Genomic DNA, 26,663 nt, shown 5'->3' on the forward strand with positions numbered 1-26,663 from the left:
TTACTGCTCCTGTCGGTAGACGCTGATACGCCCGATGGAAATTCCTTCGCTTGTCACCCCCGGCACGGCCGAGACGAGTTTGACCGAAATCTCCTCTGCCAGTCCCTCTTGGGCAAAAGCGGCATCGATGATCCTGGTGATGTCGAAGGAGGCATTGATGCCGCTGCCGCCGGTCGGCCCTTCCCGCTTGCTTGCCTTGCTGACACCGAACATCGACAGGGTGCCGGCGAGATGCTCGGTATCGTCGGATGGATCGGCATCGCCGGGCAAGTTGACATAGACGTAAAACACCGCGGCGTCGGTCGGACTTTTGACGTTCTCAAGGTTGAGATAGACCTTGTCCGGTTCCTTCTGGACGCTGGGCGAGATCGACAAGGTGGTGGACAGCCGCTGCTGCTGGTCCTTGTCCAGCCGCACTTTTGTCTCGACGACGTCATCGCCAAGTTTGATCGTCCCGCTATTGGCTCCGAGGAGCTCTGCCTGTTTCGGTGGCGCCATTGACACAGCTCCTGCAACCTGGAATGCGACCTGCGGCGTTGCTCCGAGCCGCTGGAGGCGAGCGGCCACCACGCTCGTCAGGTCCTCGCCGGCCGGCTCGTCATCATAGATATAGTTGAGCGACGGCGATTGTGTATCGAGGACGTCCTGCGCCTTGAAATTATAGATCGTGCCATCGACGGCAGGCATCGCAAATTCTCGATCCTGTGGCCCATCGAGCCAGTCCGGGTCAATCGGATTGGCAAACACATCCGCACTGTCGTTCGGACGGCGCTTCTGGCGCAACCAGACATTCCAAAGGCGGTCGATATTGGCATGATGCAGCCAGAAGATGGGATCGAGGGCGGCGGTGTCGGGGTTGGTCATCCAGCCGATTTCCAGGGGATCCTGACTGAGGCCGTTGCCCTTGAAGCCGCCGCCGACGAGAACATGGACGGGGCCGTGGGGTTGGGTTTCGAGCACGCCGAAGGTGCCGTCATTGCTTTCGTCGCCATGCCAGAATGGCGTCTTGACGCCCCCGAAGCCTGGCGAACCGCCACCGGCCGAGCCTTCGAAAAACCGTTCGGCGAGCGGGTCGGTGATGGTAACGGCGCGGGGGTCTAGCACGATTGGCGATTGCACCTGGGGTACTTGCCCCGTACCGTAACGCTGCGCCACAAAGAGGAAGTTGCGCTGACCGCCGACAAGCTTGTCCGTCGCGAAGGCGGGCGGCAATTCGCGACTGCGCGCATCGGCCGAATAATTCCAGTAGGGGAGCGCCCAATCCTTCGGGCCACCCAGGTCGATAATGGCGTTGCGGATGATACGCTCGAAGGCAAGCAGATAACCTCTGTGCCAGGGAAGGAAATACCAGGTCAGATGCTGGCACTGCCGCCAAAGCGCTGTCTGCGCCGGGCCGGCCGGCAAAGTTGCGCCAGCCGGGATGATGTTGAAACCGCGCCAGATCGGTTCGTCGATGCCGTGCATGGCGGCAAGCGACCACCAGCTCGTGACATCGGAAAATGGCAGTCCCTGAAGACGCTCGACGGCACGGCCATACCAAAGTAACGTTTGATCGCCACTTGGTAGCTTCCAAACATCTTTGCGAACAAACATCATGACCTCCCCCGATTAGGCATTATTCTGGTAGAGTTTTAGGATGTGCTTAGATTATACATGCGGGATGCGGCATTACAATGTTAAATCGCAATCCACTCAGATATTCTATAATAACGCGCATTGGAGCGCGCAAAAAGCCGAATGTCGGGCCGTGACGGCCCGTCATCCGCGCATAAAACTATGCTGACGTCGCGGCCGGCTATAAAGCGATTTTCTCGCGGGTGTCCGGCACGGAATAGCGTTTCATCGGAATGGTCTTCCAGCCCTTGAGGGCTGCCGTGGCATTGCGAAGAGTTTCCTCCTCGCCTTCGACGAGAAGCGACGAGGCCTGTTCGTCCACGACAGTCGCACCGGCCCGGCCAAGCTTTTCGGCCGCTTCCTTGGAGGACGGCGCAGAAGCGCTTTCCTTGCGCAATATGACCTGTTGCATCATCATGTCGCTCATGATCATCCTAACTCGGAAGTCCAAAGCCTTCGTAATCGCGCCCGAAGCCCAAGGGGGTCGCAGCGCCAAACAAGCGGTCCCTGAGCGCCGTACTGCGCTCTGCACCATGTAATGCCAATATACTGGCTTCCGAGGACAAAAGAAAGGCTGCGTATCCGGCCACAGCGGGGCTTGCCATGGATGTTCCGTTCATCGGCCCGAACCGCCCTCCCGGCAACGTGGAGACGATACCGACACCCGGCCCTGTCAGATCGATCTGCGGCCCGAAATTGGAGAAGGCGCCGAGGAAGGTACTGTTCGAGCCATAGGGTTTGGCGATGTCTCCGACTTCCGAGGAGGTCGTGGGAAAGCTGTCAGACCAGCCCATTGCCGAGACGGCCACACAAAACGGCAGGGCTCCCGGAAAGCTGACAGGTTTGCGGCCATCATTGCCGGCGGCGGCAATCACCAGCACGCCGTTGTCGAGCGCCGAGCCGATTGCCGCGCGAACGGCTTCATCCTCACTTGCGCCACCGAGGCTAAGATTGATGATATGGCAGCCGTCCTGCACCGCCCGGTCGATGGCGTTCATGATGTCGTAATTGGTTGCCCCGCCCCCGGTATGGGGAAAGACCCGGTAACTCCTCAGTGTCACGCCCGGGGCGACGCCGGCGAGATCAAGGGCTGCGGTCGGGCGCGCGCCCACGATGCCCGCTATATGCGTTCCATGCTCGCCGTCGGTAGCGGCCGGCCCCCAGTCGGCCATCTGGCCGGGATCGTCTCTCGTCTCGTCGAGCACCATGTTGGCACCGCCGGATACGTTGGGCAGCAGCGGCTGTTGCGGGTCGATGCCGCTGTCGACGATGCCAACGACGATCTGGTCGCCGGCGGTCAGGGGAAGGTTGGTACGGAAGCGCCGCAAAGCCAGGGATTGCCCGGCCAAATCGATCGCCTGCAGGCGGATCACCGCATTTTGCGACAAGCTAAAGCTTTTCTCGAAATATCCCCACCATCCGGCGGGACCGTAGACATAGACCCGTTCCAGCGTTGTGCCGGTTGCAATCCGCAGCGCCACCTTGCCGTCGGCACCGCTGCGGCCTTCGTCGCCTGCCCTGTTGCGGAAATTGGTGAAGGCCACAACCCGGGCGTTTTCAACCGGATTGCCCCCGTCGTCCTCGACCCTCAGCACGGCTGCCTGTACACCGGCAGCCGAAACCGCGTCGCTGGGCTGCCGCTCGATGTCGAAGACCACGCGCATCTTTTCGTATCTGACGAGCGGGACGAACTTCAGTGACGGTTCCTGAAGACGCAGGTTGAGTTCGGCCTCGGGCGACATTTCGACCAGTTTCGGGCCATCGACGCTGACCGAGTCGATTACATTGACGTCAGCCGCAACGGCCCGTGCCGTGGCGAGCCCACCGGCGCCCCGGGCGACCAGCGGAATTGTTGCTCGCAAGGCGGCCGCTTGCGCCAGAGCCGGGGACCGAAAACCGTGGGCCGGGAGCACGACATATTGCTTTTGCATCGACGAATACCCCACCTTGTCAACGCAGCGTACAGTGCACACACGCGAATGATTATATTGAATTCCCCTATAGGTAGAGTAACCGATGAGTGCCGCCGCCGTCCAGTGAAATCACGTATGCTGGGGCCTGATCCAGCGGACAATTCCTCGACATTGGCGACCAGGTCCTGTTAGTCGCCGATGGCGTTGTTCGCATTGCACGTTCTAGGTCGCTCTCAATGACGCGTTCCCGCCCCGAGACCTTTTACGAATGATGCAAGAACTCCAACCGCATAAAATCGATTGAGGCTGAAAACTTCAAAGGCGTTTCTACTATATTTCACGAGCATTCAAAACCTGTTCGGCAACGGTTCAACTTTATACTTTAATTTTGATACTGATTTGCTATAATGCGCGCTTAACTTGCATTTCACAGCAGGATAAAACCGCGCCATAGCGTGAGAAAAGTGGCTCGAAGGAATACGAGCACTGGCAGGGGGAGGCCAAAATGGTAGTCAAAAAAAAGGGCAGCGCTGACATATTCATACTGAAGTCAGACACGCAACTTAAGTCCGTTTTGAAAGAAGTCACGCACGTCTATCACGGTGGCGCGTGCTGCGAGACTGATGGCGTGGGATTTGCCTTGCCCAACAACCGGTCGATCACCGAAATCGTTGTCGACGCCACCAACGGATTCATCCCGCTGTGGGACATCAATGTGACCTTGAATTGGAGGTTTCAGGAGGCGTCTCTAAGACAGTTCGCTGATCCCGACGCAGTCAAATCTTATCTACGGACGCTGTTTGGTGAGACGCTGATCAAATGGGGAAAGGCCGTTCCGATCAAATTCTCAGAAACTTCCGAACCTTGGGATTTCGAGTTCGTCGTCAAGTCACAGGATAATTGTAGCTCCTTAGGCTGCACCCTGGCGCGCGCCTTCTTCCCGGATGCCGGACAACACGAGCTCGTACTCTTTCCGAAAATGTTCGAGCAAGTGCGCAAAGAGCAAACCGAGACCCTCGCGCACGAGCTCGGTCACGTGTTCGGACTGCGCCATTTCTTTGCGAAAGTGTCAGAAACGGGCTCCGCGAGCGAAATCTTCGGTACTCATGATCCTCTCTCCATTATGAATTATGGGCCTCAGAGTGTCCTGACAACCACCGATATCGATGATCTCGCACGCCTTTATCAACAAGCCTGGAGCGGCTCCCTGACCGAGATAAACGGTACGCCGATCCGCTTAATGCAGCCGTTCAGTCATTTTCGACAGAAAGCGCAGATGCCGCCTCAGTTCTCACTGGCGGCTCGGACAATCATCTAAGCGACTATCAGAGTCAGACCATCGTCGAGGTGCCGGTGATTTGCATGTCCACGCACCTCGGCGCTAACCTACGACGCGAAAGGTCAGCCCAACGGCGTCGCTATCGACCATATCTGCATCGAGAGGATCTGTTTTACCGACAAGCCCCCTTATTGCGGCCCGGTCATGCAAAAGATCGCTCCGAAACAGATCGAGAAAGCGAAAAAGCAGCTGGGCTGATATAAGCGCAGCCCTGCTCATCTTCAGAATTCAGGATCTGACATGCACGCATAACCACAGGAGCAGTCCATGTTCACGATCCGGTTCATGACCGAGCAGTACGCTCCTGGACAAACCGTTACCCTCCGCTGGGCGCCAAACTGGGACTTGGAACGAGGTGGCGTTTTCAAGGGCGGCGCATGGACCTTCGACCTTGACGAGGCTGCGTTCCCGAACGGGATCGAATTCAAATTCGTGCTGACGCCGGCGCGCTGGATGCTCGGGCAGAATCTTTTTCTCGCACGAGCTGATCTGGCTGGTGTGCATGACTACGTGGCACCGCAAATCGCCTTTCAGCCCGTTGAAGCCCTGGTCACGGAAAACGGGCTCGTCGCGCAACGTTTCTTCGTCCGCAACCTTGATCCCAATCACGAATACGACGTGATCGTCGTGGGGTCGGGAATGGGCGGCGGGCTGCTCGCTTCACGATTGGCCGAAGGAGGCGCGGACGTATTGGTCCTGGAAGCAGGTTCATTTCTGTTTCCGACCCATATCGGAAACCTGCCGCGGCGACTGAGGATCGGGCAATTCGACAAGCATGTCTGGTCGCTTTGGCCGGACTTCAAGGTCAAGAACTTTGTCAACGGACCAGGATCGGAGTTTGCCGGCGCGCAAGCGTTTAATCTCGGAGGTCGCTCCGTTTTTTGGGGCGGATTAATTCCGCGCCAGGTAGGCTATGAGCTGGCGGCGTGGCCGGCGGCGGTCAGAGACTATCTGCTCGGGCCTGGATATCCGGCCGCAGAGAGGGTGATGAATGTCGTGCCGCCCGCCCCCTCGAACTATCAGGCCGCCACTAGAGCGTTTCTGCAGAACACGCTACCAGGCTATGCTGCAGAAGACGCTCCCATGGCCGTGCAGTATCGAGGCGCCACCCGCTGGTCCATTCCGGCAGGCTTCTTCTCCACGGCCGACCTGCTGATGGAGGACCGCCTTTTGGACGGGCTTGCCGCGGCCCAAGCCAAGCCAACCGTCAATCTCAATTTCGCAGTGTGGAGGGTCGTGAAGGATACAGCTGCTCAGCGACGCGCCGTCGGTGTCGAAGGCTGGGATCTGCTCGGCCAAAAGGCGCGCACGTTCAAAGCCAAGAAAGTGGTTCTGGCGGCAGGCACAATTGAGTCTGCCAAGATTGCGCTCCAGAGCGGCCTCGTCGACCCATCTGGTAAGATTGGAAAGGGCATCACGGATCACACGATCCGCTATCGCCATTTCACGCTTCCTCCCGGCGCCCCGCAGTCCAATGCGATCGATTCCGCCAAGGTGATATTGCGGCACCCGACTGCGGCGGACGGTTCTCACGCATTCGACATCGTGGTTGAACTCGGAAGCGACTTCAACCAAGGTCGATATATCGACCCTGAAAACCTGGCCCGCGAACGCGCAGCACGCGCCGACTGGATGCTCTGCGAACTTGTTTTCATGAACTATTCGGCCTTGAACGAAGGCAATGCTGTGGCGATAACGGGCAATCCGGCGGATCCCGTGGGCCTCGCATTCGCACGAAGCATGCCGAGTGCTGCAGATCTCGCCGAGCAAGATGCCCTCGCCGCCCAGCTATTCGCGACCATCGGGGCGCAACCTATTCTCGGCGAAAACAGCCTGGCTTTGCAGTTTGCAGACCTCGGCGGGGTCGCTCACGAGGTTGGGACATTGAGGATGTCCGGCAACGGGACCGGCGTCGTCGATGCCGACCTGAAATTCGAGGGCTACGACAATCTCTACGCCTGCGACAATTCCGTGTTCCCCGCTTCTCCTGCGGCGAATCCGAGCTTGACGCTGGCGGCATTGGCAATGCGCTTGGCTGCGCAATTGACGACAGCTGGCTGACGGCGATGCGCACGCCAGCGGAGCCTGCGTATTTTGGCGTCATCCATGCGTCCAAGCAGCCGGCGGCCGACATATCTGCGGCGCGTCACCGGGTGACTGATCGGCGACGCCAGTCCACCCAGGCACTATTGGACGGATACGAACCGCCACCCGTTAAATCCAGCACAAGTCTGAAGAAATCTTAGAATTTTGCGAAAGGCGCGTCCCCTCGTATGCGCCCGCGCCGATTTCAGTCTAGCCATGGGTCGATTATGATCAAGTTTGTACCGTCGAAATCCTGAACATTCCGTGTGACCACAGTTAAGCCATGAACCAGCGCGGTAGCCGCTATCAAAGCATCAGCCTCGTTGCGGCGGTCTGGAATATGTAGGTGGGCACAACGCGTAGCTATCGCGTCATCGATTGGCAGAACTCGCTCAGCGAATTCAGGGCGAACCCGGCTATCCATCCATCGCCGCAAGCGAGAACCCTGGTCAGCGTCGCGACGCTGGATGCCTAATATCCCGCGCTCAAGTTCTAGGATCGTAATCGCGGAAATGAACAGGTCGTTGGAGTCTTGCGCACCGACCCACTTCGTCACATTCGGATCGGCTTTACCGTCGCCAACTTTGCGCAACTCTGAGACGACATTTGTATCCAGCAGATACTTCAAGACAGATCGACCCGGCGAGGCGCGACTTCGGCTCGAGGTAGAGCGAAATCAATGGACGACAAACCAGGCATTGAAAGAGCATCGACCAGATTGCGGCGCTTGCCAGTCAGGCGCTCGAACTCGCTGTAGGTCATCAATACATGGGACGGCTTCCCGCGATCTGTGATAACGACAGGTCCGTTTTTGGCAGCCTTCTTTGCCCTGCTGACATCGTGGTTCAACTCCCGGCTAGATAAACTCGTGATGCTCATAGGACGCCTCCATTGTAGGAACGTACCTACATATAAGGTATCATTTGCAATGAAGCAATATCTAACGGGACGCCTTGAAGGGATTGGAACCAATGACCCTGTCATTTCAAATTTCCTCTGTAACAGATTCCTTAGGCGAGCCAAGAACTTGGCCTGCCTGGAATGACTGATTGGGGGCCGGAAGCGCACTGGCAACTTCAGGTGCGGATCTTCAAAGAGCGGACATACGGGTGGACGCGGACATCGTCGTGACCTGACCCTCAGTGGGCTTCGGACGGCCGGGAGCCCGACAGAACTGTCATTGCGTGGGCTACAACCTCGGCTGCGTCCACATGAGCCATGGCCTACTCGATCTCAACCAAGATCGCTCTGAGCAGCGGCTAAACTTCTTTCTTGCCCCCTGTCTCCCTGCTATCGTGGGAGTTAGGAGACAGCGCCATGAGCGAGAACCGAAAGCTGGTTGCAATCCTTGCCGCGGACGTGGTGGGTTACAGCCGTCTTGCCGGCGCCGACGAGGACCTCACCCTGGCGAGGTTGCGGACACTGCGCAGCGATCTCATCGATCCGACGATCGCCGTGCACCATGGCCGGGTGGTGAAGCGCACCGGCGATGGTGCGCTGGTCGAGTTCCGCAGCGTGGTGGACGCCGTGCGCTGCGCCATCGAGGTGCAGAACGGTATGGTGGAGCGCAATGACGGCGTCCCGCAGGACCGTCGCATCGAGTTCCGGATCGGTATCCATTTGGGCGATGTCGTCGAGGAAAGCGACGGCGATCTGATGGGCGACGGCGTCAACATCGCCTCGCGATTAGAGGGCGTCGCCGCAGCGGGCGCGATCTGCCTGTCCGAGGATGCCTATCGCCAAGTCAAGGCAAGGCTCGACCTCTCGGTCAGCGATCTCGGCAGCACACAGCTCAAGAACATTGCCGAGCCCATCCGGGTCTATTCGCTGCAAGTCGGCAGCGCAGGGACCAAGTTAGCCGCGACCCCGGAAACCGCGACGAGCCAACCGGCGACGGCAGCGTCGCCGAAGTTGTCGATCGCCGTCCTGCCCTTCGCCAACATGAGCGGTGACGCCGAACAGGACTACTTCGCCGACGGCATTTCGGAAGACATCATCACGGCGCTATCGAAGCTGTCGCAGCTCTTCGTCATCGCTCGCAATTCGTCGTTCACTTTCAAGGGCAAGAACGTCCATGTGCAGGAGGTGGGCACAAAGCTCGGCGTGCGGCATGTACTTGAAGGCAGCGTACGCAAATCGGGGAACAGGGTACGCATCACCGCGCAGCTCATCGACGCGACCACCGGCGGGCATTTGTGGGCGGAGCGGTTCGATCGCGACCTCACCGACATATTCGCGGTTCAGGACGATGTCACGCAGCAGATCGTCGGCGCGCTGGCGGTCAACCTGACAGAGGGCGATCGGCAAAGGCTTGCACCGGGGCAGACCCGGCACCCCGAGGCGTATGACTGCTTCTTGCGTGGCCGGGAGCTGTGGCACCGGCTGACGAAGCAAACGAACAGCGACGCCCGCGACCTTTTGCAACGTGCCGTCGAACTGGACCCGAACTTCGCCTCGGCGCACGCCTTCCTCGCCCTTACCCACGGGCTCGACTACCTGAACCGGTGGAGCGCGTTGCCGCAGCGCTCGATTGAGCAAGCCGAAGAGGCTGCGACGCTGGCGGTAGCGCGGGATAATAGCGATCCCGTGGCGCACTGGTCGCTAAGTCTGGTCAATCTTTACTTGCGACAGCACGATGGAGCCATCAGCGAGGCCGAGCGTGCGATAGTCCTCAATCCGAACTTCGCCGAAGGGCATGTCAGCCTCGGCGAGGCACTTGTCTATTCAGGCAGATCCGAGGAGGCACTCGGCTATTTCGATCGGGCGAGGGTCCTGAACCCGTACTTTCCGGATATCGTTCTTCACTTTCAGGCCTGGGCCTTGTTTCAACTGGGAAGGTACGAAGAGGCCGTCGAACTATTGCTGCAGCGCGTGAGCCGAAACCCCGTCACCGATGTCTCGCGCGCGCTTCTGGCTGCCTGTTACGGGCACCTCGGCCGTTTCGAAGAGGCTTGCGCGATGTGGCAAGAGGTGCTGCGCGTCAATCCCGACTACTCCTTGGAATACCGGCGCAAAGTCTTGCCCTTCAAGAACCCCGCCGATTTCGAGCTTGTCATGCAGGGGCTACGCAAGGCCGGTGTCGTACAATGACGGGTGATTAATGTCCGATCCTGAAGCTGTTGGCGCCATTTGCACAGAGTATGAGCAATAGCCAGTGCCGGCGCAACGACGACCTCCAACAAGATCTGCTTTCAGGAAGCTGCTAAGCCGCCCTCTATGCCAGGCATGAAAGCGCATAGTTGCCGAAACTTTCGACGCCGACAGATGCCCGCTCGGCCTGGGTGCGCTCTATACACTCCAACTCCTGAAAGGATTCGAACTCGTCGCGACGCCGTCCAGTGGATTGGATAAATAGAGATGTAGGCTCCAGAGCACCTGTTGCGCCCTTCCAGACTCTGCCTGCGGTGCCATGGCTCTTTCTCAATTGAACACTGTCGCGACATTAATCGGAACAGTCGACGGGACACCCGATGGTCCGGCCACGACAAAAGAGGCGCCGGGCGTCCGTTCGCCGCCTCTTTGATTTTGAAGGCGCTTCGCGATCCTTTATGAAAAGGGTTGCGCGCAGGCATCGGCTCCCAGGCAAGGACACAGATGGCGCCTCGGCCGCGCGCAACCCCTTGCTTCGCCTTTATTTGGTCCTACTGGCGCTCGTCTCAATTCTCCCCAATTGAGAGCTCACGTAGTCGCCGTAGCGAAGCTTTGCGAATTCGTCGGTTGCTTGTGCCGGTGCGCTCTTGAAAACGTACCATTGACCGTCCGGTTCGCGTTTTTGATAGATCAGGCCGCCCTTCTTGCGGTGGCTGAAGCAGGTGATTGCCGTCGCCGTTCCGGTCTTGGCGTGCCAGTCGGCGTTGAAGCAGAGTTTACCCCGCTCCGTGATGAACCAGCGGCCCACGCCGAAGGACGGCGAGCCGTTTTCCCGCGACCAGGCGGTAAAGCGGCGCGCCTTTGTGGAGAAGTAGCCGGCGCCGGCTTTCCACATCCAGGAATTCTGGTTGTAGAGCTGATAGATTTCCGCGCTGCTCATCGGCTTTGCGGTCTCGATCCCCGCAGGCTCATTGGTTCCCGCAGCGGACGCGGCCGTGGCGATACCGCCGGTCAGGGCCACGGCCAGGAGCGTTTTTTGAAGCATGGACATGTTCAGGTTCCTTCTTGTTCAATTGATGCTTTCGCGGACGACCCGCCAGTCGGGGCGGCCATAGCCGTCCGGCCACGGATAGACTTCACGGTCGTTGAAGTAGATAACGGCGCTCAGGGCCGGGAACTGGGGATGGCGTTTCGCTACGCTCTCAGCCCAGTTTCGCACGTATGAATCGTCGCCTTCGTAGCCGAGTTCCGCAACCATGATGGGCTTGCCGTAACCAGCGACACGGGCGTATCCGGGCGCAAGGTGCTCTGCAAACGTCTGGTCATGGCCGGTCTTGTCCCTGTCGTATTGCTGCAGGCCAAAGACCGAGAGCCCGATGAGATCGACGACATCGTTGCCGGGATAAAAGGCTTGAAGCCCCTCATTGCCCTTCGGTGACCACATGTATTTGGCCGTCTTCAGGTGAACTTTGCAGACCTCCACCATTCGACGATAGGCCTTGGCATAATCGGCGCCATGCCAATGCGACCAGGAGAACTGGTTGTCGGTTTCGTCCATTTCCTGTCCCCAGCGAATGATGACTGGACTTTTCAACTTGGCAGCAGTCGAGCAGACGGCGGCCATGTTCGCATCGCGCGAACCGTCCAGGATGCTGTGCAGCAGTTCTTGCGAGGTCTGGCGCCAATCGGGTGACCAGGTCCAGGGCTCGACCGAGATCAGCAGGGTGCGGCCATGCGCTCGCGCATAATCATCGGCGAGGGCGAGCGTGCGCAGATCGACGTCTTCCCAGGGCAGGAAGAGGTGTTCGATCTTCGAATCGGGCGAGGCGCCGAAATCTCCGTGCGGATCATAGGCGCCGAACGTGATCGACTCCTTCGTGACGACCGGCATCTTGGTCGGCGGCGCGATGGACGATGTCGTCATGGCAAGCGGGTGCCCTTCGGCAAAGCTGCCCGGAGCGGTCGGTAGGACCGCAACTCCCGACAGCAACAGGCCGGTGAATGACAACAGGGCTATTTTGGATGGGCTATACATTGTGTACTTCCTCTAGGCTCGGCCGCAAATCCGGGTGAGCGGCATCCGTTCTCAGTTGGATTTCCTCCGGATCGGAGATCCATCGTGGTTTGAAGAAGATCGTGCGCAGGGCGGTTCCGCCCCGGCCTGCACCGGAGACGGCGTAGCGTTCTTCGAACAGCTGAAGACGGCCGCTGCCCCAGGCGAGTGCCTCGGTCGCATCCTTTCCGCGCATGATGGTTGCAGCCCCCGGCAGCGCGACGAGCGCAAGAAGCAAGGTCGCCATTGCCGGACGGTAGAAACGCGGGGCCGCCGCAATCTTATTTTCCTTCGAATGGCGCCCGACGATGACCAGCAGCAGCGCGCAGTAGATTGCCGCGTTCAGGACGGTAAAGAAGTAGCTCCCCTTGGAGGCGCCGGCATCGCCGATCGCCAAGGCGGGCAATACCGCCATGAGCGCCAGCGCAGCGTAGGGCGCCAGGACTCGCACCGGCAGCGGATCGACTTCGGACCGCCCTTTTGGCGTGACGCGGAAATCGACGAAGGAGCCCGTCAGAAAATCGTGCACCGCAGCCAGGGTGCCGGCGAGCGCCCAGGGCCAGCGCGCGAAGAGAAAGAGCATGCATTCCCAGCTCAGGATCTTGGCATCGTGGGGACGAAACGAGCTGCTGGCGCGCCAGCGATAAGCCATCACCACGAGCGCGATAGAAAGCGGCGCGAAATGCGCGAGGAAATCGAGATAGGTCACCGTCACGAAGTTCTGGCCGCGCACGAGCGCGATGATCGGCATCGCAAACATGAGCAACATGAAAAACGCAAACAGGGGATACCAGAGTTGCGAAAAGAGGAACTGGAACCTGAGCCGGGGCGGCAGCCGGCCGACGAGGCTCGGCGAGTACCGCAACAGCAGCATGACCAGGCTGCGCGACCACTGGAATTCCTGCGTCACGAGATCGCTGAAGGTTCTGGGGCCGTCACCATGGGCGATGGCATCCAGCGCATGCACACCCCGCCAGCCGCCGGCATTCATCATCAATGTCGTCGAATGGTCTTCAGCCAACTCCGGGCCAAGGCCGCCGATCTGTTTGAGGGCGACGGTACGCACCGCGTAGTGCGACCCTATGCACAGCGGCGCCAGGCCGTCACTGTAACCGGCTTGGAGCGAGCCATGCATGCTGGCTTCGGCATAGAGCCTTCCCCGTGCCGACCAGCTTTCGGAAGCGTTCTTGTCGCAAATGCTGGGGGCCGAGACATAGCCGACCTTTGGATCGGCGAACGGACGCAGCATGTGGAAGAGATAGTCGGGCGCGGGAACATGATCCGCATCGAGTTGCGCCACGAAATCGTAGCGGCTGTAGCCGTAGTGGTCGTAGAAGAAGGCGAGGTTGCCTTCCTTGCACCGCGTGCGTCTGGGCCACGACGTCCGATGGTAATCGGATCGCCCCTTGCGGGTCGAGACGAAGACCCCGTGCCTGGAGCACCAGTCGAGGGTCTCGGGGGAAGGGTCTTCGTCGGCAAGCCAGGTGTCGTGTTCCACATCCTGGGCAAGCATTGCCAGCAGGGTTTCACTGACGACCGAGAAGGGTTCCGACGGCGCCTTGGTCACGACCATGGCCACTCGGCTGCCGGCCGGTAAGCGCAAGGGACCGTTCGGTCTTGCCGCCCGATAGAAGACGACGATGAAATAGGCCGGCAGAGCGGTAACCCAGGCAAGAACGAGGCTCACCGTAATTGTGCCGAAAGCATCGACGTGATGGCGCGGCTCCAGCCACCAGATCCAGAAATAGGCGAAGGCGCAGGCCCATACGGCCGCCAAGAACAGATATTCGGCCCGCCGATATCCGGTCAGAACCGGGACAAGAAGCAGCTCCGGGCAGGGTTCCGGAGCATGCGTCGCTTGGGTGATCGCGGGTTCGGTCACGCGCGCCTCCAGTCCGAAGAACGGAGCCGCCGTCCTCACGATGGTTTCCAGGTCGGAATATCGAGGCTGGAAGCAGAGCGTCTCGCGGGCCAGGCTGGCGTCGGCGTAAAGGCTGGGCGGATCGCCAGGCCGGCGCGGATGGATGACGACCGGGACTTCGCACCCGGTCGTTTCCTCGATCACGCGCAGCACTTCCCCAATGGAAAACCCTCGCCCGGTGCCTAGGTTGACAGCGAGGTTTGATCCGCCATTGGCGAGATGGGTGAAGGCCTGAACATGGGCACGCGCGAGATCTGCGACGTGAATATAGTCCCTTATGCAGGTCCCGTCAGGGGTGTCGTAGTCGTCGCCAAATATCTCCAGGTGCGGAATCCGGCCGGCCGCGGCCAGCAGCGCCCGCGGAATGAGATGGGTTTCCGGAACGTGCCACTCGCCAAGCTCGCCGTCCGGATCGGCTCCACAGGCATTGAAGTAACGCAGGGCAACATAACGCAGGCCGAAGGCCGCCGCATAATCGGCGAGCATATGCTCGCCGATCAGCTTCGTCATGCCGTAGGGATTGATCGGCGCCTTTGGCATCGTCTCGTCGATCGGCAGCACAGAGGGGACGCCATAGACGGCACAACTCGATGAGAAGATGACGTTCTGAAGCCCCGTCTGCCGGCAGGCATCGATAAGCGACAATGTACCGCAGACATTGTTGTTGTAATATTTTGCCGGGTTTTGCACGGACTCGCCCACGTAGGCCGAGGCGGCAAAGTGGATGACGGCATGGGGAGCATATTTCTCGATGACCTCGATCAGGCTTGGCGAGTCGAGGACGTCACCTTCGACGAAAGGGCCCCAGCGCACGGACGAACGGTTTCCGGTCGTGAGATTGTCGTAGACGACAGGCTCAATCCCTTCCGAGCGGAGGAGCTTGGCGGTGTGGCTGCCGATATAGCCGGCACCGCCCGTAACAAGGACCCGGGGCGCATCCATCAGACCGCCTCCAGTTCTCGTGCCGAACGGGTGAGAAGGCCATCGAAATAGTCTATCGTCTGACGCAGGCCGCTCGACAAGGCCATCTTCGGCCGCCAGTCGAGTTCCTGCATGGCAAGCGAAATATCGGGGCGACGCTGACGGGGATCGTCAACCGGCAGAGGGAGATGGATGATTTGCGACCGGGAGCCGGTCAATCCGATCACCTGCTCGGCCAACTCCCGGATCGTGAATTCGCCGGGATTGCCGAGATTGACCGGCCCCGTCAGCGACGCCGGCGAGGCCATCATGCGCACGATGCCGCCAATGAGATCATCGACGAAACAGAACGAGCGGGTCTGCGAACCGTCGCCATATATGGTGATGTCTTGCCCCGTCAGGGCCTGAACGATGAAATTCGAGACGACGCGGCCGTCGTCCGGACGCATCCGCGGGCCGTAGGTGTTGAAGATGCGGATGATCTTGATCTCGACGCCGTGCGTGTTGTGGAAGTCGAAGAACAGCGTCTCCGCGCACCGCTTGCCCTCGTCATAGCAGGCGCGCGGCCCGAACGAATTGACGTTGCCCCAGTAGCTTTCGACTTGCGGGTGGACGCTCGGGTCGCCGTAGACTTCGGAGGTGGATGCCTGGAGGATGCGTGCGCCGGTGCGCGCGGCCAGCTCCAGAAGGTTGAGGGAGCCCAGCACGCAGGTCTTTGTCGTATGGACCGGATCAGCCTGATAATGCGGGGGCGATGCCGGGCAGGCGAGGTTATAGATCTCGTCGACTTCCAGATCGAGCGGGTGGACGATATCGTGGGCGACGACATTGAAGCGATCAACGCGCTTCAGATGGGCGATATTGCGCCTCATGCCGGTGGAAAAATTGTCGAGGCAGATCACCTTGTGTCCGGCGGCCAAAAGGGTCTCGCACAGATGTGATCCGAGGAAACCTGCACCGCCGGTGACAAGAACTCTCTTAGGCGCACAAGATTTTCTCGATGAATAATTTGCGTCACGAGCCGACGCTTGCGCAGAGCGCGCACGAATTTTACCAAGATAGTTCACGACTACCTCCCGTGTTTTCAGATTTGTTCTGTAGAATTTTTGTTTTTTACTTCTCCATTCCGAACAACTACGTCGTTCGATCAGGAGAATATTCTATTAGCCCGGCTTTTCCTCTGGAACGAACCGTCGTTTATTTAGATACAGCCAAGGGAGGCAATTGTCGTTATCCTCACATCCTGGAAATTATCGCTCCGTACATTTCTGAGCGAAAAGGAGTATGATAAACAACTTATGGAGGTGGCTTCGGGCACCTCCGCTTTTTAAGGCGGGTTCTGCGGAGATTTCAGCCGCAAAACAATTGCTTTTCTCGGTTTCCATGGCTCGCGTCGGGTCATACGCTGGAGGAATTGGATGGCTACAGGGGCTGAATCCGACGATGATCCTCCTCCAGAACAGGAACGGCCGGCGCATATGGAGCGGCGGCGCTGGCCGCGTGAACCGGCCATGCGCCGGGAACGCCCGCCCCATGCCTCCCCTGCCCTCGTGCCGCTGCGGTTCTCGACGCAGGACCTGCCACCGGCAGAACAATTCCCGGCCTGGCGGGCACATATGGCGCCGCTCGTGGATGTTCATCTGCCGCAGGGAAAATCACCGGAAGACGGGTTCCTCGCGGAGCAGATCGGCTGGCATCTCGGCGATATCCTCATCGTCCAGCAGCGCGCGCAGGCCCACAGATATATCCGCGATCAGGCCGTGCTTCGATCAAGCCCCATCGACCATTGGAACGTCGGCCTGCTGCGCAGCGGCCAGGCCTGGACCGAGGTCAACCGTCGTGTCACCGAGACCGGCGCCGGCGAGATATTTTTCATGTCTCTCGGCAGCCCCTATCGCGGACGGATGACCGACACCGAAGCTTTGCTCGTGTTCCTGCCCTATGAGCTGCTGGCTCGCGATGCGAGCCTTCTCCAGAGCGCCGGCAACACGGTTCTCTCGGGCAGCCTCGCCGAGTTGCTCACGGGCTATCTCACGGGCCTCGAAACGAACCTCGGCAATCTGACGACAGAGGAAGTGCCCCGGATCATCCAAACCATCGGCGATATGGTCGTTGCGGGCGCGGCATCGTCGACAAGGACGGATACCGGTCAAAACCAGACCAACCTGGGACTGATGGAGCGGGCGCACCGCTACATTCACGTCAATCTCCATTCGGAAAACTTGACACCGGACATGATGTGCCGCGCGTTGGGGATTTCTCGTACGCGGCTTTACCAGCTGTTCGAGGCGAACGGAGGCGTGCTCAATTATATTCGCCGGCGGCGATTGCTGCAGGCCTATGCGGATCTCAGCATTCCGGCCGACCACAGGCCGATTTCAGAAATCGCAGAAGCCGCAGGTTTCGAGGTCGCCGCCAATTTTACGCGCGCCTTCATCCATGAATTCGGGCTGAGCCCGCGTGAAATCCGAAGGGCGGTGGCAACCCAACAGCGGCCGGCGCCGGCCGTCCGCTCCACGCGGAGTTACGGAAAAACGATCGGCGATTGGCTGGCGCTGACGGGTTGATCCGGCATGCCGCTTGCTTAGGGCCGTTTCTCAGCTGAGCGGGAGATCAACGCAACTCGTTCGGGGAAGCGCGGCATGATTGCCAAACGCCATTGATGATTTAGGAGGGCGTTATCTCAACCCACTGCGAGAATGTCGCCGCCTGACCGAAATCCTGTCCTTCTGCGTTCCGCAGCTGCCAGACTATTCCGTCTTCCATCCAGAACCGGCTCCCCGACTTCGTCACCCGCAAGCCACGATAACCCGCCATAAACCCGTTTCGTGCCACTGCATCGAGCAACGCCTGACGCTCTGACCGCTCGCTTGGGCCAGCGGACAACCGGGATTGCAGCTTTACGAACTCGCTCCAGCTGTACCCGAACCGCCTCTGTGCTGCACCATTGGCATAGACAAAGACGGGATCGGGCGCGGAATTGTGGGCAAGGACCACAAACGGGGCATCGCCGTAGAGCCACTCGGGTCCCCGATCCCTCGGGAGAAGATCTCGGCCGACAAGGCGCCGGAAGCTCCCAGTGAGAAGTTCAAAGAATTCGGGATCGTTCGGGTTCAATTCGCCGTTCAACTGCATCTCGTTTCCTTCTCCGGTGCGGCCGCTTCACGAGCCTGTTCCGATCTAGTCACGGCATATGGCATCGGTGCGGCAATCCGCACCGATGGGAAGAGCTTAGTTCGGCAGGAGATAGTTTTTGCGGATATAGGATGGCTTGAAGCCTGCCTTCTTCAGGTTGGCGAAGGAGATGTTCGGCTGATCTTCCTGAGGTTCGGCCGTCTCCACGGCAAAGAGAGAAACGCCCTGCGCGAGACCCTCGTTCAATCGAGCGTTGATCAACGCCTTTTGCGCGCCGCGGTTCCGGTACTCACCAAGTGTCGTTCCGCCTCCCAGCCATGCGCATCCGTCCTCCACGAACATCGCCCCGGTTCCGATCGCCGTTCCCTCCAATTCCGCAATGAAGCAGGCCCAGCCTTTCTTGCCGACCAGGCATGACCACAACGGCTCAAGCTCCGTCGGAAAACCAAAGCCTGTGCACATCAGCCTGCCGAAAATCGGCGCGTCATCGATACCGGCCAAGCGCGTGTGCACAGGTCCTTCGATTGCAAGCGGAGCGGATGGGGCAGGCCGCGTGAGTTTCATCCAGGCACCGTTCTCGACCAGTCCGTGATCCAGTATCCAGCCACGCAGCGCATTGGCGGCAAAGGTTTCGCGGATCTGGACATGCCGCCTGCCTGTTTTGGTCTTCATCCATTCGAATGCGAGATTGAGTTCGTCCCTGTCATTCAAGGCAAAAACGCGATTGAGACCAACGGCGGGAGCCGTGGGCAGCGAAATGGCGCAGCCGGTGCCCACCGGCATGCAGGCAAACTCGACGCTCTCTTTAAAGGGCTGGGGTGTGATCCTGGCCAGATCAATGAAAGCCTTGGCCTCGATCATCTCTTCCCAGGAAATTCTGTCGCTTGAAATACTCAATTTGTTTCCTCCTTAAATGACGGGCCACTGAGAGCCGCTGCGCAAGCCCTGGCGGATTTCCCTGTCCCTTTCAGGAGTGGTCTCGCGGGCGTCGAGATAACCTGCATCGCATTCACGAATAAAGTGGAGGCCGGTTAAAAGAGGTTAAGGGTAGCCATCGAGAACGTAGCCAGGCTGTTCCATTGCGCCGCAAACTGTTGCGGCAATCGTCGTGCGTTATCGTCCGTCAGAAATAGATCGACATGACCAGATCCTGGTCGAAATCACCAAACCCCTTGCCAAAGAGGTTCATCCCACCTGGATTGTCGGCCTTTTCGTCGATGCCGATGCGAAAGCGGATCGAGTGGTGATCGGGTATGCGCAGCGAGGCTATGGTCTGGGTCGAAACCATGGCGCCATCGATCCAGGTGCCGGTCTCGTCGATCGTCCACGTCTTGAGCTTGCCGTATTGCGAGCCGGACAGTTTCCACCAGGAGGGCGAATACATGCCGCGCCGGTCGCCGAAATCGCCGGGTGAGGTCCAGTGCCCGGCCTTGATGCCATTGACCCAGATCGAAATGTCGGAAGGCCAGTTGGCATTCGTGGCCGGCGTCTCGGAGCTCAGTTCGGCCGAGAATTCCACCTTGCGGATCTTCTTGCCGGAGACCTTGGCGTTGTTGGGAAACTTGTATTCGACGTAACCCCGGGTAAACCAGAGCAATGCCGCCTGCATGCGCTGCGGATCGAGGAAAACCTCCTGCACGTCGAGCATGCCGATGACGTTATTGACCGAACAGAGGCCGCAGGGGGGGCCCACGTCGAATTCGGTGAAGAGGCCGATCGGCATGCTGACGGTGACCACATCCTCGCTCGCCTTGGTGCCGTTGGTATCGAAGCGGATCAGGATTTCATCGTAGATGCTGGAGCAGACCTTCTGATTTCCCTTCGTCGCCTTCATCGTCTGGGTCTGGATGAGGCCGGCATGCTCGAGCGACTTCAGATTGGTTGCCGTCGTCGATTGCGGCAAGCGCATCTGCGCCGCAATGTCGTTGACATTCAGCGGCCCCTTCTGGCGCAGCAGGTTGAGGATTTCGATACGCGTCGGAGAGCCGAGAGCCTGGACGACGTCAACGTCCCTCATCGGATCGACGGTTAGAAGTTTCGTCTCCATACTTTAATACTGGTTCTCCAGTCTTTCTTGCTGGTTTCAGCTGATATCACGGCGTCATGTCCGATGTCGCCGCTCTTTTTCGTGAGCGCCGGTCCGCGCCTCGGGAGAGCTCTCGCGGACCGGCTGGGCCTTCTCACCTCGGCCCGGAAGCAAATCTCTCATGCACCTATCCCTTGATGCCCGATGACAGCATCAGGGCCTGCGTTACGCGTTTCTGGAACAGGAGGTAGGCGACGGCGACCGGCATGGCGGCAAGGATCGCCAGCGCCATATCGCGCGCATATTTGACGCCGAAGGCATCTCTCGTCTGGGTAATGCCAACCGTGATCGTCATCATGTCGTCGGAGTTGGTCACGAGGAACGGCCACAGGAAAGCGTTCCACGCCATGATGTAGGTGATGATGGCAAGTGCCGTGGTAATCCCCCAGTTCAGCGGCAGATAGAGCTTGAACAGGATCTGGAATTCGCCGCAGCCATCGAGTTTGGCCGCCTCGCGCAGTTCCTTCGGCACGGAATCGAAGAACTGTTTGTAGACGATGACGACCACGGGAACGATCAGCTGCGGCAGGATGATGCCGCCCCAGGTATTGATCAGGTTCAGCTTGTGCATCAGCACGAACTGCGAAATGACGAGCGCCTGCGAGGGCACCATGAAACTTGCCAGGATGATGCCGTAGAGAAGCTTGCGGCCGGGAAAGACGATCTGCGACAGCGCATAGGCGCACATGACGCTGATGAAGATGACGACGACGGTCACGCTCACCGAGGTGACGATGGAGTTCAAATACCATGTCGAAAGCTTCGTCTCGAAGAGTGCGTAGTAATAGGCCGAGAAATTGAAGACGTCAGGGAAAAGGGTTGTCTTGTTGACCACATCCTGTTCCGGCTTGATGGATGTCACGATCGCCCAATAGATCGGGAAAGCCCAGGTGCAGGCGATCACCAGCGTGAGGATCAGAAGCAGCGCGTTGCCGATTGTCTTGCCGGGCATCTCAGCGCTCCCGCACACGCAGGAGCTGATATTGCAGCACCGAGACGACGACGATGATGATGAACAGGATCACCGCGACAGCAGAGCCGAGACCGCCATGGTTCGATCGGAAGGCCTCGCGATAGACGAGCTGCAAGAGCACATAGGTGGAATTGAACGGCCCGCCCTCGGTCAAGAGATAGACCTGGTCAAAGATCTTGAGCTGCAGGATGAGCTGCAATGTCAGCACCAGCGCGGTCACCGGCCAGATCAGCGGCCAAGTGATGCGCTTGAAGCATTGCCAGCGCGTCGCGCCATCGAGCATCGCCGCCTCATAATAGTCGTGGGGAATGTTGCGCAGGCCGGCAATGAAAAGCAGCAGGTTGAAGCCGTTGGTCCACCACACTGTCACGAGCGCCACCATCGGCATCGCCCAGATCGGATCACGGAACACACTGACCCGCCCGCCTGTGAAGGCCTCGATGAGGAATTGCGCGATCCCGAATTGCTGGTCGAGGACCCATTTCCAGATCTGGGTGACAACGGAAACCGGAAGAATATAAGGGATGAAGAAGAGCACCAGCACCAGGCTCTGCACCCAGCCTTTCAGGCGCACGACCATCAGCGCCAGCCCGAGGCCGATCAACGTGTTCGGGATGACCGTCAGCACGACGAAATAGCCGGTGTTCCAGACCGAAGTATAGAAGAGCTTCTGGTGGAAGAGCCTCACATAATTGGCGAAGCCCACCCATTGCCCCTCGCCGACGAGCGGGGCGTCGGTAAAGCTCAAGGCGAACATCTTGTAGACCGGATAGGCAAAGACGATCGCATAGGCGATCAGGAACGGCGCGATCATGACGATCGCCGTCAGCGTCTTGCGTCGCTTTTCAGTATTGACCACAGATCATCTCCCTGGACGAAGGGCTGGCCGGAGACAGGCTCCGGCCAGCATCTTCTCACTGCTGGCTCTGCAGCTCTTCGCGCATCTGTTCGATCGCATCCTCCGGATCGAGCTGACCGTTGAGTGCGGGAACCACGAAGTTCTGCGTTGCCTCGTAGATCGGGCCGGCAACACCCGCGAGCTTGGAGACCGGGTCGAAGACGGCGGTATCGGCAAGCTTCGCATAGGTGGCGTTCGGCTGCATTTCCTTGAATTCCTTGCTGTCCGTCACCGGCTTGTAAGCGGGGATATGGCCAGCACTTGCCCAGGAGATGCTATGCTCGTTCATCCAGGCGATGGTCTGCAGCACGGCTTTCAGCTTTTCAGGCGTGATCGGCTTGCTCTCGCTGTTTGGAACGGCGAAGGAATGCGAGTCCGCCCAGGTGGCCTGCGTGCCCAACAGGTTCGGGATTTCGATAGCCCCCCATTCGAAGCCGAGCTCACCCTTCTTTGCGAGGTCGGCCATCGTCGGCACTTCCCAGACGCCGTTGACGTGCATCGCAGCCTTGCCCGAGGTGAAGAGCGCGATTGAGGCTTCATAGGAAATCAGCTTCGGCGAATAGCCTGAGGAGACCCAGTTCGCCATGGTCTTCAGCGCCTTTACGCCGGCATCGCCCGGCAGGATCTGGTCACCGTCGATAAACTTGGCGCCCTGCTGAGAGAGAAGCGTATAGAAGACGCGCCACATGGAACCGCCTTCATCCGTGTGCAGCGACAGCGGATATTCCACCTTGCCCGTCGCCTTGATCTTGTCGAGCGCAGCATTGAAATTGTCGAGACCGTCGAGACCCTTCGGCAGGCCGTCGTCGCCGAGCAGGCCGGCTTCCTTCAGGATGTTCTTGTTGTAATAGAGAACGATCGAATGGACGTCGAAGGGAATGCCGTAGACCTTGTTGTCGAAGGTCGCCTGCTTCCAGGCTGCATCGACATAGTTTTCCTTCTTGATGCCGGCGGAAGCCAGTTCCTCATCCGTGAAGGGACGCAGGATGCCGGTCGGCACGGCCAGCGGATAACGCGACATATGATAGGTCATGATGTCGGGCTGCTGGCCAACGGCAGCAGACGTTTGCACCTTGGTGTAGAAGGGCACGCCCCATTCGAGCGTTGTGGCATTGATCTTGATGTCGGGATGGGTGTCGTTGAATTCCTTGATGAGCGCCTTCATGCGCACGCCGTCGCCGCCGCTCAAAAAATCCCACCAAGTAATGTCCGTCTGCGCGAATGCGGCTGCCGAGGGCAGCAATGCGATGGCCGCCGAAACGGCAAGTTTTAAGAGTTTTCTCACGTTTGTTCCTCCTCTAAAGCATGGGTTGGGATCATCCCGCGTCTCGGGCTGACTTTTGCCGCGAGCCTCCTCCAAAGGCGCGCGATCAAGATCTCCTGCATTCCTTTCCGGTCTCCGGATCTCAAGCTCCGGACCCGTCAATCAGCTGAGCCTTCTGCCTTCGGCATCGAAAGCCAGCATCTCAGGCACTCTCAGAGAGAGGCTGATCTTCTCCTTCGGCTGGGGCCTGCTTTCGCGGCACTCGACAGTCATCTCCGCATCGGTTGCGGTCAGCACGTGAAGATATCCGGTGCCGCCAAGCTCCTCGGTGAATTCGGCGGTCACGGGCAGTGTCAGGCCGGTATCACCGGCACCGAGCCCGATATGTTCGGGCCGGACGCCGACATTGATCGCAGCACCATTTGCAACAGGGCTGCGCGTCGGCAGGTCGAAAGCCTGGCCCGGCGCGTCATCGAGCTCGACGCGGGCAAAGCCCTGTCCGGCGCCGATGACCTTGCCCTTCAGGAAGTTCATGCCCGGCGAACCGATGAAACCGGCGACAAACATGTTCCGCGGATCGCGATAGAGCTCCAAGGGAGCCCCGACCTGCTGGACGATGCCCTCCTTCAGCACGACGATCTTGTCGGCAAGCGTCATCGCCTCGACCTGGTCATGGGTGACGTAGACCATGGTCGCTCCGATCTGCCGGTGCAGGCGGGCGATCTCCATGCGCATTTTCACGCGCAGTTCGGCATCGAGGTTGGACAGCGGCTCGTCGAACAGGAAGACCCGCGGCTCGCGTACGATGGCACGGCCGATCGCCACGCGCTGGCGCTGGCCGCCGGAAAGCTGGCTCGGCTTATGCTGGAGATAATCGCCAAGGCGAAGGATATCGGCGGCCGCCTTCACTTTCTCTTGAATCTCCGCCTTCGGACGCTTGGCGATCGACAGGCTAAACGCCATGTTTTCGAAGACGGAAAGATGCGGATAGAGCGCGTAGGACTGGAAGACCATGGCAACGCCGCGCTTCGATGCTTCCCGGTGCGTGACGTCTTCATTCTCGATGCTGATCTGCCCGCCGCTCGTTTCCTCGAGCCCCGCAATCATCCTCAACAGCGTCGATTTTCCGCAGCCGGAAGGGCCGACGAAAACGGCAAACTCACCCTGCTCGATCTCGATATCGACGCCGTGGATGACCGCGAAGGACCCGAACGACTTCCTGACATCAGTCAGTTTTATCCCAGACATATATCCTCCCGATAGGCACTCCAGACGGGGCAGCCTCCTCCAGCTGCCCCGATGGCGATCAACTCACGCCGAAGCGACGGAGAGCAGGATGAAATGATAGGATTTCGCCGGCAGCGCTCCGGTGAGCCTGCCCTCGTCGGTGACCTGGAGGCCGGATCCTGCCGTCGGCACGATGCGGTTCTGATCCTCGACGGAGTTGCGCGCCTTCAGGTCATCGCCCGCCATCGTGTGATGCTGGACGATCTTGGCGCCCTTGAAGCCCTGCAGGGCGACATCGAGATCGATCGCCTCATCGAGGCTGCGGTTGATCGCAAAGAGCGCGATGCTCTTGCCATCCTCCTGCAGCACGGCCGAAAGATCGAGATAGGGAACGTCCTGCGCGACATCGCAATCATAGGTCGGGCCGGAGGCCGAAACCGTCAGCGCCGTGCCGCGGCCATACTTCGACGCGAACTGCAGCGGATAGTAGATCGACTGGCGCCAGGCCGGGCCTCCGGCCTTGGTCAGGATCGGGGCGATGACGTTGACGAGCTGCGCCATGCAGGCGATCTTGACGCGGTCGGAGCGGCGGATGAAGACGTTGATCAGCGAGGCGACGAAGATCGCATCCTCGAGATTATAGAGCTCTTCGAGCAGCGGCGGCGCTTCCGGCCAGTCCCAGTTCTTGTAGCGCTGATCGTCTTCCTTGCGGTCGTGATACCAGACGTTCCATTCGTCGAAGCAGATCTTCACGTCGCGCTTGGAGCGCTTCTTCGCCTTGATGTAATCGATGACGCCGCCGATCGTGACGATGTAGCGGTCGAGTTCGATCGCCTTGGCATAGTAGTTCAGCGTGTCGTTTTCCTCGTTGCCGAAATATTTGTGCAGCGAGATGTAATCGACGCTGTCATAGCTCGCATCGAGAACCTGTGCCTCCCATTCGGGATAGGTCTTCATCTTGTCGTTCGACGAGCCGCAGACCACGGTTTCGAGCGTCTTGTCGAAATATTTGAAGGCCTTGCTGACTTCGTTGGCAAGCAGACCATATTCCGTTGCGGTCTTGTGACCGACCTGCCAGGGGCCGTCCATCTCATTGCCGAGGCACCAGATGCGGACATTGTGCGGGTCCTTGTATCCGTGCTTGGCGCGCAGGTCGCTCCAGTAGGTGCCGCCCGGATGGTTGCAATATTCCAGGAAATTGCGAGCGTCATTCAGGCCGCGCGAACCGAGGTTCATGGCGAGCATCATCTCGGTCTTGGCGAGCTTCGACCAGTCGGCAAATTCGTTGACGCCCATCTGGTTGGTCTCGCGGGTCCGCCAGGCAAGATCGAGACGCGTCGGACGCTGGTCGCGCGGGCCGATGCCATCCTCCCAATGATAGGCCGAAACGAAATTGCCGCCCGGATAGCGGACGATCGGCATATCGAGATCGCGCACCATATCAAGAACGTCGGTACGGAAACCGTCTTTATCAGCTTTTTCGTGACCCGGCTCATAAATACCGGTGTAAACGGCGCGGCCCATATGCTCCAAGAAGGAGCCATAGACGCGCTTATCGACGGTCGAGATGGTGAATTCCCTGTTCAGGGTCGCTTTAGCCCGCATTGATGTTCCTCGTTTATTGAATTTGATTTTTGAGCAAGCTATCCTGAGAGATTTTTTTAATCAAGTATTTTGTTTAATATCCAAAAATCAGTTTTAGTATGGCGAAAGATCAAAGGAATCCGTGAGAAACCAGGCGTTTCAGGCCCAATCGTCGGTCTCCGCCGGGTCGTTAAAGCCGCGATTAACCAACCAGCCTCTGGCGCGGGAACAAATTCTGCTCCGCAACGTTTTGGCGCTCGCGACAGGAGGAGGAAAAACAGATGCCAAATGCAAAATGGAGCGAGCCGGTCGAAATCGAGTTCGACAATGCCGGATCCCGGACCGTCAGAGGCCCGTTCGACGCACTCATCTATCTCCACGACATGTGGCCGCGGCGCACGGGAGCGAAATTCGTCAGGGCAAGCAATGCATGCAAAGGCGCAGTCGAGGGACGCGTTAGCCTGGAAACGGCAAGGGAAGATTTTCTCGCGGCGGCAGCAGAAGCAAGACTAACCACCCATTGAGCCCGAGGGGTGGACGCGCACATGCCGCGTCCACCC

At 59.2% G+C, this 26,663-nt stretch carries 22 protein-coding genes and 1 pseudogene; 5 read left to right on the forward strand and 18 right to left on the reverse strand.

Going from position 1 to position 26,663, the window contains the following annotated elements:
- The 3 genes from AC1DTN_RS26250 to AC1DTN_RS26260 form a co-directional block, all read right to left on the reverse strand.
- The gene (locus tag AC1DTN_RS26250; RefSeq protein WP_439018571.1) at positions 1 to 1,593 is read right to left on the reverse strand and encodes a tyrosinase family protein; all 1,593 of its coding nucleotides are present in this window, start codon (positions 1,591 to 1,593) and stop codon (positions 1 to 3) included.
- 202 nt (positions 1,594 to 1,795) lie between these two features.
- Positions 1,796 to 2,041 carry a hypothetical protein gene (locus AC1DTN_RS26255; RefSeq protein WP_162747940.1) on the reverse strand — a complete coding sequence of 82 codons (246 nt, stop codon included), beginning with the start codon at positions 2,039 to 2,041 and terminating at the stop codon, positions 1,796 to 1,798.
- Between the two features lie 7 nt (positions 2,042 to 2,048).
- Entirely contained in the window at positions 2,049 to 3,545 is a 1,497-nt protein-coding gene (locus tag AC1DTN_RS26260) for a S8 family serine peptidase (RefSeq protein WP_442207395.1), read from the reverse strand.
- Between the two features lie 487 nt (positions 3,546 to 4,032).
- Here AC1DTN_RS26260 and AC1DTN_RS26265 point away from each other — a divergent pair, with 487 nt between their 5' ends.
- On the forward strand, positions 4,033 to 4,845 hold the full coding sequence (locus AC1DTN_RS26265) for a zinc metalloprotease (RefSeq protein ID WP_113321094.1): 813 nt from the start codon (positions 4,033 to 4,035) through the stop codon (positions 4,843 to 4,845).
- Between the two features lie 288 nt (positions 4,846 to 5,133).
- Positions 5,134 to 6,927, forward strand: a complete 1,794-nt coding sequence (locus AC1DTN_RS26270; RefSeq protein WP_442207394.1) for a GMC oxidoreductase — start codon at positions 5,134 to 5,136, stop codon at positions 6,925 to 6,927.
- A 229-nt stretch (positions 6,928 to 7,156) separates the two neighbouring features.
- On the opposite strand, the gene AC1DTN_RS26275 is transcribed toward AC1DTN_RS26270, so the two are convergent.
- Positions 7,157 to 7,579 (reverse strand): type II toxin-antitoxin system VapC family toxin, encoded by a 423-nt coding sequence (locus AC1DTN_RS26275; protein ID WP_442207393.1) that lies wholly within the window; start codon positions 7,577 to 7,579, stop codon positions 7,157 to 7,159.
- Positions 7,576 to 7,830, reverse strand: a complete 255-nt coding sequence (locus AC1DTN_RS26280) for a type II toxin-antitoxin system Phd/YefM family antitoxin (protein WP_442207392.1) — start codon at positions 7,828 to 7,830, stop codon at positions 7,576 to 7,578. Before AC1DTN_RS26280 ends, AC1DTN_RS26275 begins: the two co-directional genes overlap by 4 nt.
- Before the next feature lie 438 nt (positions 7,831 to 8,268).
- On the opposite strand from AC1DTN_RS26280, the gene AC1DTN_RS26285 reads away from it, so the two are divergent.
- Positions 8,269 to 10,041 (forward strand): adenylate/guanylate cyclase domain-containing protein, encoded by a 1,773-nt coding sequence (locus tag AC1DTN_RS26285; protein WP_442207391.1) that lies wholly within the window; start codon positions 8,269 to 8,271, stop codon positions 10,039 to 10,041.
- A gap of 541 nt (positions 10,042 to 10,582) precedes the next feature.
- On the opposite strand, the gene AC1DTN_RS26290 is transcribed toward AC1DTN_RS26285, so the two are convergent.
- The 5 genes and pseudogenes from AC1DTN_RS26290 to AC1DTN_RS26310 all read right to left on the reverse strand — a co-directional run bounded on the left by AC1DTN_RS26290 (position 10,583) and on the right by AC1DTN_RS26310 (position 16,003).
- A complete protein-coding gene (locus AC1DTN_RS26290; RefSeq protein WP_113321099.1) occupies positions 10,583 to 11,092 on the reverse strand; it encodes a DUF995 domain-containing protein in 510 nt (169 codons plus the stop codon).
- An 18-nt stretch (positions 11,093 to 11,110) separates the two neighbouring features.
- The gene (locus AC1DTN_RS26295) at positions 11,111 to 12,049 is read right to left on the reverse strand and encodes a glycoside hydrolase family 26 protein (RefSeq protein ID WP_113321100.1); all 939 of its coding nucleotides are present in this window, start codon (positions 12,047 to 12,049) and stop codon (positions 11,111 to 11,113) included.
- Positions 12,050 to 12,068: 19 nt separating this feature from the next.
- A complete protein-coding gene (locus tag AC1DTN_RS26300) occupies positions 12,069 to 13,976 on the reverse strand; it encodes a glycosyltransferase family 2 protein (RefSeq protein WP_442207430.1) in 1,908 nt (635 codons plus the stop codon).
- Between the two features lie 39 nt (positions 13,977 to 14,015).
- Positions 14,016 to 14,957: pseudogene (gene galE, locus AC1DTN_RS26305) on the reverse strand (UDP-glucose 4-epimerase GalE); the annotation flags it as partial.
- Entirely contained in the window at positions 14,957 to 16,003 is a 1,047-nt protein-coding gene (locus tag AC1DTN_RS26310) for a UDP-glucuronic acid decarboxylase family protein (protein WP_439018578.1), read from the reverse strand. The pseudogene galE and the gene AC1DTN_RS26310, both read right to left, overlap by 1 nt.
- 351 nt (positions 16,004 to 16,354) lie before the next feature.
- Here AC1DTN_RS26310 and AC1DTN_RS26315 point away from each other — a divergent pair, with 351 nt between their 5' ends.
- The gene (locus AC1DTN_RS26315; protein WP_442207390.1) at positions 16,355 to 17,503 is read left to right on the forward strand and encodes a helix-turn-helix domain-containing protein; all 1,149 of its coding nucleotides are present in this window, start codon (positions 16,355 to 16,357) and stop codon (positions 17,501 to 17,503) included.
- A 100-nt stretch (positions 17,504 to 17,603) separates the two neighbouring features.
- On the opposite strand, the gene AC1DTN_RS26320 is transcribed toward AC1DTN_RS26315, so the two are convergent.
- The 8 genes from AC1DTN_RS26320 to arfA all read right to left on the reverse strand — a co-directional run bounded on the left by AC1DTN_RS26320 (position 17,604) and on the right by arfA (position 26,124).
- The gene (locus AC1DTN_RS26320; RefSeq protein ID WP_113321104.1) at positions 17,604 to 18,071 is read right to left on the reverse strand and encodes an MEKHLA domain-containing protein; all 468 of its coding nucleotides are present in this window, start codon (positions 18,069 to 18,071) and stop codon (positions 17,604 to 17,606) included.
- A 96-nt stretch (positions 18,072 to 18,167) separates the two neighbouring features.
- On the reverse strand, positions 18,168 to 18,968 hold the full coding sequence (locus tag AC1DTN_RS26325) for a GNAT family N-acetyltransferase (protein WP_439018581.1): 801 nt from the start codon (positions 18,966 to 18,968) through the stop codon (positions 18,168 to 18,170).
- Between the two features lie 226 nt (positions 18,969 to 19,194).
- Positions 19,195 to 20,118: an ArsR/SmtB family transcription factor gene (locus AC1DTN_RS26330; protein ID WP_477923238.1), complete on the reverse strand. Its 924-nt coding sequence runs from the start codon at positions 20,116 to 20,118 to the stop codon at positions 19,195 to 19,197.
- Between the two features lie 166 nt (positions 20,119 to 20,284).
- Positions 20,285 to 21,109, reverse strand: a complete 825-nt coding sequence (locus tag AC1DTN_RS26335; protein ID WP_477923240.1) for a carbohydrate ABC transporter permease — start codon at positions 21,107 to 21,109, stop codon at positions 20,285 to 20,287.
- Between the two features lies 1 nt (position 21,110).
- Complete coding sequence (locus AC1DTN_RS26340) at positions 21,111 to 21,944, reverse strand: carbohydrate ABC transporter permease (protein ID WP_113321133.1); 834 nt, start codon at positions 21,942 to 21,944, stop codon at positions 21,111 to 21,113.
- A gap of 100 nt (positions 21,945 to 22,044) precedes the next feature.
- Positions 22,045 to 23,313, reverse strand: coding sequence for an ABC transporter substrate-binding protein (locus tag AC1DTN_RS26345; protein ID WP_310380628.1), 1,269 nt, complete (start codon positions 23,311 to 23,313; stop codon positions 22,045 to 22,047).
- 141 nt (positions 23,314 to 23,454) lie between these two features.
- Positions 23,455 to 24,540 carry an ABC transporter ATP-binding protein gene (locus AC1DTN_RS26350; protein ID WP_477923241.1) on the reverse strand — a complete coding sequence of 362 codons (1,086 nt, stop codon included), beginning with the start codon at positions 24,538 to 24,540 and terminating at the stop codon, positions 23,455 to 23,457.
- 63 nt (positions 24,541 to 24,603) lie between these two features.
- On the reverse strand, positions 24,604 to 26,124 hold the full coding sequence (gene arfA / locus AC1DTN_RS26355) for an arabinosylfuranosidase ArfA (protein ID WP_477923242.1): 1,521 nt from the start codon (positions 26,122 to 26,124) through the stop codon (positions 24,604 to 24,606).
- A gap of 260 nt (positions 26,125 to 26,384) precedes the next feature.
- Between arfA and AC1DTN_RS26360 the strand changes: the two genes are divergently transcribed.
- Positions 26,385 to 26,627 (forward strand): DUF982 domain-containing protein, encoded by a 243-nt coding sequence (locus AC1DTN_RS26360; RefSeq protein WP_007819632.1) that lies wholly within the window; start codon positions 26,385 to 26,387, stop codon positions 26,625 to 26,627.
- Positions 26,628 to 26,663 lie beyond the last annotated feature (36 nt).

The organism is Rhizobium sp. 01T444 (assembly GCF_056398305.1).

Coding starts and splice junctions, on each gene's coding strand:
- AC1DTN_RS26270 (WP_442207394.1), top strand. CDS start 5,134: ATGTTCACGATCCGGTTCATGACCGAGCAGTACGCTCCTGGACAAACC.
- AC1DTN_RS26330 (WP_477923238.1), bottom strand. CDS start 20,118: ATGGAGACGAAACTTCTAACCGTCGATCCGATGAGGGACGTTGACGTC.
- AC1DTN_RS26280 (WP_442207392.1), bottom strand. CDS start 7,830: ATGAGCATCACGAGTTTATCTAGCCGGGAGTTGAACCACGATGTCAGC.
- arfA (WP_477923242.1), bottom strand. CDS start 26,124: ATGCGGGCTAAAGCGACCCTGAACAGGGAATTCACCATCTCGACCGTC.
- AC1DTN_RS26265 (WP_113321094.1), top strand. CDS start 4,033: ATGGTAGTCAAAAAAAAGGGCAGCGCTGACATATTCATACTGAAGTCA.
- AC1DTN_RS26285 (WP_442207391.1), top strand. CDS start 8,269: ATGAGCGAGAACCGAAAGCTGGTTGCAATCCTTGCCGCGGACGTGGTG.
- AC1DTN_RS26315 (WP_442207390.1), top strand. CDS start 16,355: ATGGCTACAGGGGCTGAATCCGACGATGATCCTCCTCCAGAACAGGAA.
- AC1DTN_RS26260 (WP_442207395.1), bottom strand. CDS start 3,545: ATGCAAAAGCAATATGTCGTGCTCCCGGCCCACGGTTTTCGGTCCCCG.
- AC1DTN_RS26290 (WP_113321099.1), bottom strand. CDS start 11,092: ATGTCCATGCTTCAAAAAACGCTCCTGGCCGTGGCCCTGACCGGCGGT.
- AC1DTN_RS26350 (WP_477923241.1), bottom strand. CDS start 24,540: ATGTCTGGGATAAAACTGACTGATGTCAGGAAGTCGTTCGGGTCCTTC.
- AC1DTN_RS26360 (WP_007819632.1), top strand. CDS start 26,385: ATGCCAAATGCAAAATGGAGCGAGCCGGTCGAAATCGAGTTCGACAAT.
- AC1DTN_RS26255 (WP_162747940.1), bottom strand. CDS start 2,041: ATGAGCGACATGATGATGCAACAGGTCATATTGCGCAAGGAAAGCGCT.
- AC1DTN_RS26320 (WP_113321104.1), bottom strand. CDS start 18,071: ATGCAGTTGAACGGCGAATTGAACCCGAACGATCCCGAATTCTTTGAA.
- AC1DTN_RS26250 (WP_439018571.1), bottom strand. CDS start 1,593: ATGTTTGTTCGCAAAGATGTTTGGAAGCTACCAAGTGGCGATCAAACG.
- AC1DTN_RS26340 (WP_113321133.1), bottom strand. CDS start 21,944: ATGATCGCGCCGTTCCTGATCGCCTATGCGATCGTCTTTGCCTATCCG.
- AC1DTN_RS26335 (WP_477923240.1), bottom strand. CDS start 21,109: ATGCCCGGCAAGACAATCGGCAACGCGCTGCTTCTGATCCTCACGCTG.